Genomic DNA, 11,896 nt, shown 5'->3' with positions numbered 1-11,896 from the left:
ATGATTATGTAGTTGTAAAATTTAAAGATATATTTAAGACACATTTTCAAAAGAAGAATTATTTAAGGAGGATTTATGTTTAAATCTGGATTTGTAACTATAATTGGAAGGCCTAATGTTGGAAAGTCGACTTTGCTTAATAATATAATGGGAGAAAAGTTATCTATAGTTTCTTGTAAGCCTCAAACTACAAGAAATAACATACAAACAATACTCACGGGCGAAGAATATCAAATAGTTTTTGTGGATACTCCTGGTATGCATGAACCTAAACATAAACTTGGAGAATACATGGTTAAGGTTGCTAAGGATTCCATAGGTAATGTTGATATAGCAGTCTTTGTTACAACACCTGAGGTAGAAGTTAGAAGAGGAGATTTACATATATTAGAGCAGTTAAGGGACTTAAAAATTCCTATATTTCTTGTAGTAAATAAAATAGATGAAACAACAGAAGAAAGGCTTGCTGCTACTTTAAAAAATTATTCAGAGGCTTTTCCTTTTAAAGAAATAATACCTATATCTGCAGCAAAGGGTAAGAATGTAGATACTTTAATAGAACTCATGGTAAAGTATTTAGATGAAGGACCTAAGTATTATCCTGATGACATGATAATTGACAAACAAGAGAGATTTATAATAGCTGAGATAATAAGAGAAAAGGCACTTAGATTTTTATCTCAAGAAGTTCCACATGGTATAGCTGTTGAAATCCTTCAGATGAAAGAAAATGATGAAAAGTACAATATAGAAGCTAATTTACTATGTGAAAAGGATTCTCATAAGGGTATAATAATAGGAAAAGGCGGATCAATGCTTAAAAAAATATCACAGGCTTCAAGAAAAAGCGCTGAAAAGTTTTTAGACAAAAAAGTAAATCTTAAAATATGGGTGAAGGTAAAAAAAGATTGGAGAGACAGCTCTTTTGTGCTTAATGAACTTGGATATAAAATTGATAAGAAATAATTTTAAATAAATAAATAAAAATGGGATAAAATAATGAGGAGATGGTAATCTGGCTTTATTTAAAAGTAGAGGAGTAGTATTAAAAAGTCAGGATATAAACGAAAACGATAAAATCATATGGATTTTTACAGAGAAAATGGGCAAAATATCGGTTATAGCAAGAGGTGCTAAGAAAAATAGAAGTAGATATTTGCCTATTACTATAAATTTTTGTTTTGTAGATTTTGTGTTTTTTAAGGGAAAAAGTATGTTCTCATTAAATGAGGGACAGATAATCGATTCTTTTCAGGAGTTTTTAAATGATTTAGACGTTTTAACATATTGTTCTTATCTATGCGAATTAATAGACATTTCTATGGCAGAAGGTGAAAGCAATAGGGACTTATTTAGAGAATTAGTAAGTACTTTTTACCTTATTAAAAATAAAGTTGGAGATATAGATACACTAGTTAGAGCATTTGAATTAAAGCTTTTAAGATATACAGGATATAGTTTGAATTTAGATTATTGTGCTAAATGTAAAAAAAAGATCAAAGCATCTTCTTATATAAGCTATAAATATTATGGTGGAATATGTGATGATTGTTCAAAGGAAGGAGGAGTCAGGGTTACACCAGCTGCATATAGCAGTTTGAATTATTTAAACAAATTGCCGCTAGGAAAGGTGTATAGAGTAAATTTAAATAAGGATATAAAAAGAGAAATGTCTGAAATTTTAAAGGGATTTATAAGTCAAAATTATGCAAGAGTGCCTAAAAGTCTTGAAATATTAAATATAATGAAAGAGGAGTGAATGTAATGGAAGAAATAACTTTAGAAAAAATTGATATTATAAAAGAGAGAACTGGAGTAACATACACTGAAGCTAAAGAAGCTCTTGAAGAGTCTGACGGCAATGTAATTGATGCGCTTATATTCATTGAAAATAAAAATAAAACAACTAAAGATAGTATTAAAGATAATATTTACGATACAAAAGAAGAATTTGTTCAGTGGATTAAGGATACAATGAACAAAGGAAACGTTACTAGAATAGTTGTAAAAAAAGATGACAGAGTTATTCTAGATATACCAGTTACAGCAGGAGTTGCTGGAGGTGTTATAGCAGGAGCTATATGGGCACCATCACTTGCAATTATGTTCCTTACAGCAGTATTTGCAAAGGTTACAGTAGAGATAACAAAGGATGATGGCTCTGTAGAAGTTGTAAATAAAGTTGTAAAAGATACAGTTTCAGATTTAAAAGATAAAATGAATGACGTAAAGAGCAAATTTACAAATAAAAAAGACGATAAAGTTAATGAGGATAATACTTATCAATACAGTGTTAAGTTTGATGATGAAAACAAGGAAGAAAAATAGATGACTTTATGTTAAAGCTTAAAATAAATAGGTGATAAACTGCAAAGAATCATAAGTTGTACTGCGGGTTTTATCACCTATATATAATTTACGAATTATATAATGTTTATAAATTTAAATTTATTTTAAACTTACCACCTATATAATTGCAAAAAGTATGAGCAAAGTCTATATGAGGCTCACTATGTTTTGTAGTGCCTTTTATTAAATTTATAAAAGCAGATTTATTGCATTTATTTATATTGTTATAGTAATCTTTACATATCTTCCAAAATTTTTGAGGAAAGACCAAAGCAGATAATATATAAAGATATTCATCTAGGTTTAATGGATTGATAGATTCGTACGAATTTAAGGTGTTTATTAATAGTTCGCTGTTCCATACTGTGTTATCTCTTTTCATTATTCTTCTTAAGAAATAAGATATATCATGAACTGAATAATCAAATTTACACTTATCAAGATCTATTATCCAAATATGATTACTATTATCAAAAATTATATTTTTATTTACATAGTCAAGATGGCATAAGCTTTTTTTTAGATTTTCGCTTTGTATTTTTGATGAAGCACCTAATGCTATTTTAGCGAGTTTTATAAATGAATCGGAGTTTTTTAGTACAATTTTTGAAAAAGAATCGTTAATTTCATAAGCTTTATTCAAAAATAGTAGGGTTTGTTCAAAGTGTTTTTTATTTGATAAATATATATTTTCAAATCCATGCCTAATAGAACTATTTTGTATTGCAAAAAAGGTATGAGAACATTTATGCATGTGAGCTAAATTTTTGGCTGATGTGAATATATCTTCTTTTTTATCATAATTGCATTTTCTCCCATCAATCCAGGGCATTAAAATGAAAATCATATCTGAATATATTACAAAACGGGAATTATCTATTGTTGGTAAAATCCTTGTCACATTTATTCCATGTCTGAAGAACCATTCAGTTGTGGAATATACAAATAGAAGTTCTTCCTTATTATAATATACCTTTTTTAAACAGTATTTTTTAGAGTTTGAAGTTACTTTATATACAGCTCTTTGCTTGTCAGTATCTTTAAATTTTATTTGCATTATCTCAGGATTCTTAAGATTATATTTTGGCAGTATATATTTTTTTATTGAAGCTTCTGGCAGAAGAATGTGCTGGGAGTTAACTTTTTCAGGCACTATATCACTTCCTAAAAATTATCTTATATATTATGATATTAAAAAAAAATAAATAATATACATTTAAATAGAAGGAATTTGAACATTTATCAAGAATTTATTTGAGAGTATAAATTAAAAAATTAAATAAAAAAATTTTCTATATTTTTTCAAATTTAGAATAAAAACCACTATTCATTGGTAAACTAGGAATAGTAAAATGGATAATGCTATAATTTTAAGGCATAATTCTTAAAAAAGAAGGATTTGAAATATTTTTGTCGAATATAATTATGCTCATAGGAAATTAGTTATTAGGGTGGAATGTCTTATTATAAGTGAAGATATAATTCAAAAGGTTAAAGATTTAAATGATATTGTCGATATTGTATCTGAAAAGGTAAAGCTTAAACATACAGGACGCAGTTATTCCGGACTTTGCCCATTTCATCATGAGAAAACACCGTCATTTAGCGTTTCTCAAGATAAGCAAATATATAAATGCTTTGGCTGTGGTGAAGCTGGTAACGTGATAACATTTGTAATGAAAACTAGAAATTTTTCTTTTGTAGAGGCTGTTAAGTATCTCGCAGATAGGGTTAATATAACCATCGAAGATAGCAATAGTAAAAAGTACAGTAAAAACAAAGAAAAATATGATAAATTGTATACTATAAATGTTGAAGCAGCAAGGTATTTTTTTAGAAATTTAAATTCAAATCCAAAAGCAAAAAAATACTTTTTGGATAGGGGAATTACTGAGGCTACTATGAGAAAATTTGGTCTTGGGTACGCTAAGAATGATTGGAGACAGCTCCTTAATTTTATGAAGTCTAAAGGATATACAGAATTGGATCTTATAAAGGCAGGACTCATAATAAAAAAGGATAGGGCTGTCTATGACAGGTTTAGAAATAGGGTTATATTTCCTGTATTTAATTATAAGGGGAAGGTAATAGGTTTTGGAGGTAGGGTACTAGATGACTCAAAACCTAAATATTTAAATTCACCTGAAACAGATTTATTTAAAAAGGGAACTAATCTTTATGGACTTAATTTTGCAATAAAAGGCAACATAGGAAATACATTTATAATTGTAGAGGGGTATATGGACTGTATATCTTTACATCAATATGGTATAAATAATGCGGTGGCGTCACTTGGCACAGCACTTACAAAGGATCAAGCAAGACTTTTAAAAAGGTACGCTGATAAGGTAGTAATATCGTATGATGCTGATGCGGCGGGTCAAACAGCCACACTTAGGGGATTTGATATACTAAAGAATACAGGATTTGATGTAAGAGTAATAAAAATACCGGACGGAAAAGATCCGGATGAGTTTGTGAGAAGAAATGGTAAGGCTGCTTTTATGAAGCTTGTAGAAAATGCTGTGTCTATTGTGGATTATAGAATAAATAGAATTCATGAAAATGCTAATCTAAAAGATAATGAAGGCATTATAAAGTATGTAAGGGATGTTTCTGAAATAATTGAAAACTTGGATCCCGTAGAAAAGGATATTTATATTAAAAAGGTTTCAGAACAGACCGGTATAAGAGAACAAGCAATTTATGATTTGATTACTACTGATATAAAGAAAACTAGCAATAAAATTGAAAACTTGAATAAAATTAGCAACTATGGACAAAATTTATATGTAGAATCCGCATATGTTAAGTCAGAGAGATGCTTAATAAAATTAATGGTACAGTATGAAGAAATATGCGGCTACATAACAGCTAAAATTAGTGCAAGTGACTTTATGATGGATAGTCATAAGAAGATATATAACATTATACTGGATTATAAGGAAAATTTAAATGGTAATGTTAAGAGTAAGTTTAATTTCATTGAATCAAAATGCGATGATGCTTCTAGTTCTTCTGAGATTATAAAAATTGAAGAAGAAAATATAATACTTTCAGAAAATAATGTTAAAAATCTTGTGGATGATTTTATTATTAATATTAAAAAATTCAAATTAGAGGAGTCAAAGAAAAAGATTATGAGTGAAATTAAAGACCTTGAGGAAAAAGGATTGTTTGATGAGACCCTTGAACTTATTAAAAAGATGGAAGCAATTCAAAAGCAGTTAGACAATCTATAGAGTAACGGAAGGAGGTTTTCATTAATGAAAAGTAAAACTGAAGTTAAAAACGGAGGAACAAAGAAAAACTCAAAAAAGGTATCAAAAGAACAAACCATTAAAGATAAAAATGAAAAGATGAAAATTGTCAAAAATTTAATAGATAAAGGTAAAAAAAGTGGAAGTTTAACTTATAAAGAAATAATGGATGAACTTCAGGAAGTGGATTTAAGCCCAGAACAGATAGAAAAGATTTATGAAGTACTTGAATCTGTAGGCGTAGAAGTAGTGGGCGATATGCACGAAATAGAAGTAGAAGAGGAAGAATTAGATTTATCAGTACCTGAAGGTATAGCTATAGATGATCCTGTAAGAATGTACCTTAAAGAGATCGGTAAAGTGCCACTTTTGTCACCAGAAGAAGAAATAGATTTAGCACAAAGAATTAACAATGGTGATATGAGAGCTAGAAAAAAGCTTGCTGAAGCTAATTTAAGACTCGTTGTAAGTATAGCTAAAAGGTATGTTGGAAGAGGAATGCTTTTTCTTGATTTAATTCAGGAAGGAAATTTAGGACTTATTAAGGCAGTAGAAAAGTTTGATTTTACAAAAGGATTTAAATTTAGTACTTATGCTACATGGTGGATTAGGCAGGCTATAACAAGAGCTATAGCGGATCAAGCAAGAACTATAAGAATTCCAGTTCATATGGTTGAAACTATAAACAAGTTAATAAGAGTTTCAAGGCAGCTACTTCAAGAATTAGGTAGAGAGCCTCAACCAGAAGAAATTGCTAAAATAATGGAGATGCCAGTTGACAAGGTAAGAGAAATAATGAAAATTGCTCAGGAACCAGTGTCACTTGAAACTCCTATAGGTGAAGAAGAAGATAGCCACTTAGGTGACTTTATTCCAGATGATGATGCTCCAGCTCCTGCAGATGCTGCTGCATTTAGAATGTTAAAGGAACAACTTCTTAAAATCTTAAATACATTAACCCCTAGAGAAGAAAAAGTTTTAAGACTTAGATTTGGTCTTGATGATGGAAGAGCTAGAACTCTTGAGGAAGTTGGAAAAGAATTTAACGTTACAAGGGAAAGAATAAGACAGATAGAAGCTAAAGCCCTTAGAAAATTAAGACACCCAAGTAGAAGTAAGAAATTAAAAGATTATTTAGATTAGAAAATTATAAATAAAAAATGTTCCCCTGTTTTGAATAGTATAAATTTAAAGCAGGGGAATATTTTTAGGAATTTTGTGGGAACTAAAATAAAATTGTAGAAAACAATAATTTTATGTGTGTAACGTACTAAAGGCAATGGTTTTCACTTATTTCTATTTATGATATAATTATTACAAAAGAAGGTGAGAAGTTGTACGATATAAAAGTTCATAGAGGATTTTCTGCTTTAAGTATATTCGCTATAACGGTAGTAATAAATGTGCTGTTTGTAATTACCAGTATGTTTGTGAATAATTATATAATCTTAAATATTCTAGAACTATTTGTTGTGATTTTTGATGTGTGCCAGGTATACTATATTATAAAAAGTTTAACCCTTAAATATTGTTATGATAAAAATAATATATACATATTATGGTGTTTTGGAATAAAAAAAATCACCATAGCATTCAAAAATATTAGAATGTACAATGTTTCCCACGGACAGGTAAAGGGAGTAAAGGTATGGGGATACGGAAGAAATATGTTTGCTCTAGGTACGTTTTTTGTAAATGATATTGGAATAGTCAATATGTTTGCTACATCGACTAAGGATATATTTTATATGAAAACCGATGATGGGATATATGGCATTTCACCTGAAGACCCAGATGAGATAGAGAAAGTATTTAATGAACGTAAATTGCCTTTGAGCAGCTGGAAATATGAAAAAAAAGCAAAAGTAAGTTTGAGTCATGATAGACGTTTTGTTTTATTAACTTTCTTAATTTCAATAATAATTTTAATGATTACAGTAATTCCTTTTATATTATATTGGAAAGGTGTTATTCCATCTAAAATGCCTTTAAGCTTCGATGCCAAGTTTAAACCTATAATGTATGGAACAGCAAGAGAGTTTGCCTTTAAACAAATGATGTACGGGGCATACAATATGGCTATATTTTTCTGTGTGTATTATGCAGCCTATCTATATAGTAAATACAGCAAAAAAATAGCTTATAGGTTAATGTATGGATGTCTTTTAGTAGCAATTGTATTTTCAATATTTCAAGTAAAAGTTTTTATGACTTACATATACATTCACTGAAGGTTGGTGCTTTAAATGGAAATAGCGTATAGACTTAAAGTAATTAGTTCACTTATAGATAAGTGTGAAGTTATTGGAGACATAGGTACAGATCATGCTTATTTGCCTATATATTTATTGAAAAATAATATATGCAATAGATGTATTGCTTCGGATATAAATAGAGGACCTTTAAAAAAGGCTGCTAATAACATAAGAAGGTATGATCTTCAAGATAAAATAGAATGCCGCTTGGGGTCAGGTCTTAATGTGTTAAAGACGGGCGAAGTGGATTCTGTAGTTATAGCTGGAATGGGCGGAAATTTGATAAGAGATTTAATTGAAGAAAGACTTGATATATTCAAAAGCTTAAAATATGCTGTCCTTCAGCCAGTTCAAAATCCCGAAGTACTGAGAGAATATTTATATAAGAGAGGATTTAACATATTAGGAGAACAATTGTGTATTGACGAAAGCAAATATTATGAGATAATAAAAGTATGTTATGCTTCTAATGTGAAAGTTAAAGATGACATATATTACGAAATAAGCGAAAAATTAATAGAAATGAAGCATCCTCTTTTAAAGGAGTATATTGATTATAAGATAAAGAAATATAATAAAATATGCGATAATATAAATGAGGACAGCGTAAATGCTTTGAATAGAAAAAAGGAATTAACTTTGAAATCACATAAACTTAAGGAGTTGTTATCATGTCTTTAAAAGTAGAGGATTTGTGCAATATAATAGAAGATTTTGCTCCTGTTTCTTTAAAAGAAGATTACGATAATGTAGGGCTTATGATAGGGGACAAGGAAGCAGAGGTGCATTCTATATTAGTGACTCTTGACTGCACTATGAAAGTCATAGATGAAGCTGTAGAGAATAAATGCAATATGATAGTAGCACATCATCCAATTCTATTTAGAAAGCCATCTTCCATAACAAATGAAACTCTCTTAGGTAGAAAAATAATTAAGATAATAAAAAATAATATAAATGTTTATGCAGCGCACACTAATTTAGACAGCGTTAAAGGCGGAGTAAATGACACAATTGTGAGTCTTCTTGGATTTAATAAAACTGAGTTTTTATCTAAAGATAATAATGCAGTAAAAGAAGCTGGAATTGGAAGAATTATTAAGCTAACAGAGTCAGTTACATTGAAGGAATTGTGCGATATTGTAAAAACCAAGCTTAAGATTAGCAATTTAAGATATGCTGGAAATGAAGATAGGAAAATAAAGAGTATTGCTGTAATAAATGGAAGCGGTCAGGACTTCTTTGAGGAAGCCAGAAAAGCTGGTGTTGACTGCATAATTACAGGGGACACTTCTTATCATTATGTAAGTGATTATGCTGAAATGAATATAGGAATTATAGATGCAGGACATTTTGGAACAGAGTGGCCGGCAGTAGCAGTTATGTCCGAAAAGTTAAAAAAAGCATTGAATACAAGGGGCTTAAATGTTCCTGTTTTAGTGTCTAAAAATAATATTGATCCGTACAGATTTAGGTAGATATAGTTTTGCTATGTCTACTTTTATTTTTTATATAAAAGGTGTAAATAATGCTTTAGATGTATATAAATAGGAGGGGTAAATATGAATAATGATATAGAACTAGCATATTTAATTCAACAAAATTATGACCTCATAAAAGAAAGCAAAAAAATACTTAAAGATGGCTCATATATCTATCTATTAAAAAAGTTAAAAAATGAGTTTGAAACTGCAAAAGAAAATTATTTGCAAAGTGGAAATAAACTAAAGAAGATAAAAGAAGGCTATGTTTCTATAAGTTTAGAACTTAGACGAGAGAGAGAAAAGTTAGAAAATGATGAATTTGAATTATACAATAAAGCGGGCTCTGATTTAAATCTTATAAAGAAATTGGAAACTGTTATTGAAACAGAAAAATTGAGTTTGAAGAAGATGGAAGAAAAAGCGGTTGATTTATTGGATGAAGAGGAAAAGATAAAAAAGGAAATAGAAGATTTAAGGATGAAACTTTTAAACATAAAGGATAATTTTTATGATTATAAGGTAAAAACTAGCGGTAAGGTAGAAAAAGCAAGAGGAGATATTAAAGCAGCAGAATTAAAAATAGAGGAGATAAAGAGTAAAATTCCACAAAATTTACTTGATGAAATAGCTAATTTAATGAAAAGAAAAAGCTGTGCAGTGGCTAAATTAAATGGCGAAACATGTGGCGGATGTAGAATGAAAGTTTCCTCCATGACTGTAGACAGTTTAATGAATGGCAGCAGCATTGTTCACTGTGATAACTGCGGGATAATTTTGTATTACGATAAAAGCGAAGGAAAGATAAAAAGAAAATCACGAAAAAGAATAAAGGCTTAATTTTGTAAAATACAAAAATTTCCATTGATATAGAATAGTATTTGTGATATTATAATTAAGCGAGTAAACCAGACAATCGCTGCTACTTTTTAAGTAGGAGAGGAAAGTCCGAGCTCCATAGGGCAGGGTGCCGGGTAACTCCCGGTCAAGGCAACTTGAAGGAAAGTGCAACAGAGATATACCGCCACTTTTAAAGTGGTAAGGGTGGAAAGGTGAGGTAAGAGCCCACCAGCGCATTGGCGACTTTGCGGCTATGTAAACCCCACTTGGAGCAAGATCGAATAGGGAAGCATTTTGGGGTGGCCCGTCCCGCTTCCGGGTAGTATCGCTTGAACCTTATGGTAACATAGGGTCTAGATAGATGATTGTCAAATACAGAACTCGGCTTACAGGTTTAGTCGTCCATTGAAAACACTAGGTTTCGTACTTAGTGTTTTTATTTTGCCATCGTTTTGCCACCCTATTTATTTAAAATTTTAGAAAGCTCGTTTGTGGCGTTCTCTTGCATTTTTTTAGTGACATGGGAATAAATATTTGTAGTGGTTGAAAAATCTTTATGACCAAGACGTTCTTGAATTACCTTTAAGCTTATCCCACGGGATATTAATAGAGTTGCATTTGTATGCCGTAAATCATGAAATCTTATGTTTTTATCAATATTAGCATTTTTAAGAACTTTTTTTATTTTATTAGTGTGTAATACATAGGATGAATATACTTTCCATCTTGCCATACCATTACAAGGTCGTACTAGTGTAGAAAACACAATAAGCACAGGTAAAACTATAGTCGATGATGCAGACAAAATTTTAAATGTTGCAAGTGATGTTATGCAAGGTAATCCAGCAATCGAAGTACTTGAGATCATAGAAAAATGGGCTAAAATAGCAGTGGGCTATGCAGAGCAGTTATCTCATGCAGGTGATATAAGTAAAGATCAAAGAGCACAGGGCACAGGAACCGTTGTACTTAATGTTTTAAGTGAAATGAATGTTATACTGTTGATGATAATAAGAAAGCTCTTATAGATGCTACAATTAAAAGCGCTGTGAATGATTTAGGACACATACCAGTAAATGAAGCATAGAAAACAGCACAAATGCAGGAAGTGCAAAATAAGTTATCGGATGCTTTGCAGGATAATATTCAGTTAAAGCAGAAGATTGATACAATTCAAGTAGCAGTAAAATAATTAAATAAGCAAAAGTCCCTAGAGTAGTAAAAGCTAGTCTAGGGATAATATTTGTTTTATAATTATCTTATATAATTACGTAATACATTCCAAGTATTTTGGTCAACAACACCATCAACGCTTAAACCATTGTTACTTTGAAAATTCCTAACAGCTTTATCTGTTTCATCTCGGAAAACTCCATCTATACTTGTATGAACATTTGGTAAGTATCCTGCATGAGATAAACAAATCTGAACTAATTCAACGCCACTACCGACATCACCTTCATGAAGAGTACCACCATCAGCGATAATTTGATTAACAGTTCTATAATCCCATGAATCACGAAGTTTTAATAATGTAACACTTTTAGATGGTACTTGTGTAGTTACTTTAGTAGAAGTTGTGTTTATTTGTTTTGTATTATTAGTAGCAGCAAAAGCGGTAGAAGAAATTAAGATACTAGATACAATTCCTAAGCATAGAACTTTCATTTTTAGATTTTTCATTTTAAAATCCCCCTTAAAATATAAATTA

General features: G+C 30.1%; 13 protein-coding genes and 1 other RNA gene. 11 read left to right on the top strand and 3 right to left on the bottom strand.

What is annotated here, in order from left to right; genetic code table 11:
* Positions 1–75: 75 nt before the first annotated feature.
* The 3 genes from era to BEE63_RS03050 are packed head-to-tail and all read left to right on the top strand — an operon-like array spanning position 76 to position 2,328.
* The gene (gene era / locus BEE63_RS03060) at positions 76–966 is read left to right on the top strand and encodes a GTPase Era (protein ID WP_066019982.1); all 891 of its coding nucleotides are present in this window, start codon (positions 76–78) and stop codon (positions 964–966) included.
* A gap of 49 nt (positions 967–1,015) precedes the next feature.
* Entirely contained in the window at positions 1,016–1,759 is a 744-nt protein-coding gene (gene recO, locus BEE63_RS03055; protein WP_081312453.1) for a DNA repair protein RecO, read from the top strand.
* Between the two features lie 5 nt (positions 1,760–1,764).
* Positions 1,765–2,328, top strand: a complete 564-nt coding sequence (locus BEE63_RS03050; protein WP_066019980.1) for a DUF4342 domain-containing protein — start codon at positions 1,765–1,767, stop codon at positions 2,326–2,328.
* Between the two features lie 106 nt (positions 2,329–2,434).
* On the opposite strand, the gene BEE63_RS03045 is transcribed toward BEE63_RS03050, so the two are convergent.
* On the bottom strand, positions 2,435–3,502 hold the full coding sequence (locus BEE63_RS03045) for a CotS family spore coat protein (protein ID WP_066019979.1): 1,068 nt from the start codon (positions 3,500–3,502) through the stop codon (positions 2,435–2,437).
* 298 nt (positions 3,503–3,800) lie between these two features.
* Between BEE63_RS03045 and dnaG the strand changes: the two genes are divergently transcribed.
* From dnaG to rnpB, 7 genes are all read left to right on the top strand, one after another.
* Positions 3,801–5,591 (top strand): DNA primase, encoded by a 1,791-nt coding sequence (gene dnaG, locus BEE63_RS03040; RefSeq protein ID WP_081312452.1) that lies wholly within the window; start codon positions 3,801–3,803, stop codon positions 5,589–5,591.
* Positions 5,592–5,615: 24 nt separating this feature from the next.
* Positions 5,616–6,752, top strand: a complete 1,137-nt coding sequence (gene rpoD / locus BEE63_RS03035) for an RNA polymerase sigma factor RpoD (RefSeq protein ID WP_066019978.1) — start codon at positions 5,616–5,618, stop codon at positions 6,750–6,752.
* Between the two features lie 191 nt (positions 6,753–6,943).
* Positions 6,944–7,840, top strand: coding sequence for a PH domain-containing protein (locus BEE63_RS03030; RefSeq protein ID WP_066019977.1), 897 nt, complete (start codon positions 6,944–6,946; stop codon positions 7,838–7,840).
* A gap of 15 nt (positions 7,841–7,855) precedes the next feature.
* Positions 7,856–8,545 carry a tRNA (adenine(22)-N(1))-methyltransferase gene (locus BEE63_RS03025; RefSeq protein WP_066019976.1) on the top strand — a complete coding sequence of 230 codons (690 nt, stop codon included), beginning with the start codon at positions 7,856–7,858 and terminating at the stop codon, positions 8,543–8,545.
* Positions 8,536–9,342: a Nif3-like dinuclear metal center hexameric protein gene (locus tag BEE63_RS03020; RefSeq protein ID WP_066019975.1), complete on the top strand. Its 807-nt coding sequence runs from the start codon at positions 8,536–8,538 to the stop codon at positions 9,340–9,342. Before BEE63_RS03025 ends, BEE63_RS03020 begins: the two co-directional genes overlap by 10 nt.
* A gap of 84 nt (positions 9,343–9,426) precedes the next feature.
* Positions 9,427–10,185: a zinc ribbon domain-containing protein gene (locus BEE63_RS03015; protein ID WP_066019974.1), complete on the top strand. Its 759-nt coding sequence runs from the start codon at positions 9,427–9,429 to the stop codon at positions 10,183–10,185.
* A 60-nt stretch (positions 10,186–10,245) separates the two neighbouring features.
* An RNA gene (rnpB, locus tag BEE63_RS03010) (RNase P RNA component class A) lies at positions 10,246–10,590 on the top strand.
* Between the two features lie 55 nt (positions 10,591–10,645).
* On the opposite strand, the gene BEE63_RS03005 is transcribed toward rnpB, so the two are convergent.
* Complete coding sequence (locus BEE63_RS03005; protein WP_242874659.1) at positions 10,646–10,990, bottom strand: tyrosine-type recombinase/integrase; 345 nt, start codon at positions 10,988–10,990, stop codon at positions 10,646–10,648.
* A gap of 25 nt (positions 10,991–11,015) precedes the next feature.
* Between BEE63_RS03005 and BEE63_RS03000 the strand changes: the two genes are divergently transcribed.
* Positions 11,016–11,213, top strand: coding sequence for a hypothetical protein (locus tag BEE63_RS03000; protein WP_066019973.1), 198 nt, complete (start codon positions 11,016–11,018; stop codon positions 11,211–11,213).
* A gap of 226 nt (positions 11,214–11,439) precedes the next feature.
* Here BEE63_RS03000 and BEE63_RS21150 read toward each other — a convergent pair whose 3' ends face one another.
* Positions 11,440–11,868 (bottom strand): peptidoglycan-binding domain-containing protein, encoded by a 429-nt coding sequence (locus BEE63_RS21150; RefSeq protein WP_081312451.1) that lies wholly within the window; start codon positions 11,866–11,868, stop codon positions 11,440–11,442.
* Positions 11,869–11,896: the final 28 nt, after the last annotated feature.

Origin of the sequence: Clostridium pasteurianum, from assembly GCF_001705235.1 — a bacterium.
GTDB classification, from domain to species: Bacteria; Bacillota; Clostridia; order Clostridiales; family Clostridiaceae; genus Clostridium_S; species Clostridium_S pasteurianum_A.
This window is presented reverse-complemented; position numbering and strand designations above follow the sequence as displayed.

Bases quoted from the DNA above. Each gene is read 5' to 3' on its own strand.
- BEE63_RS03015 (WP_066019974.1), top strand. From the start codon at position 9,427: ATGAATAATGATATAGAACTAGCATATTTAATTCAACAAAATTATGAC.
- BEE63_RS03025 (WP_066019976.1), top strand. From the start codon at position 7,856: ATGGAAATAGCGTATAGACTTAAAGTAATTAGTTCACTTATAGATAAG.
- BEE63_RS03020 (WP_066019975.1), top strand. From the start codon at position 8,536: ATGTCTTTAAAAGTAGAGGATTTGTGCAATATAATAGAAGATTTTGCT.
- BEE63_RS03050 (WP_066019980.1), top strand. From the start codon at position 1,765: ATGGAAGAAATAACTTTAGAAAAAATTGATATTATAAAAGAGAGAACT.
- rpoD (WP_066019978.1), top strand. From the start codon at position 5,616: ATGAAAAGTAAAACTGAAGTTAAAAACGGAGGAACAAAGAAAAACTCA.
- BEE63_RS03000 (WP_066019973.1), top strand. From the start codon at position 11,016: ATGCAAGGTAATCCAGCAATCGAAGTACTTGAGATCATAGAAAAATGG.
- era (WP_066019982.1), top strand. From the start codon at position 76: ATGTTTAAATCTGGATTTGTAACTATAATTGGAAGGCCTAATGTTGGA.
- BEE63_RS21150 (WP_081312451.1), bottom strand. From the start codon at position 11,868: ATGAAAAATCTAAAAATGAAAGTTCTATGCTTAGGAATTGTATCTAGT.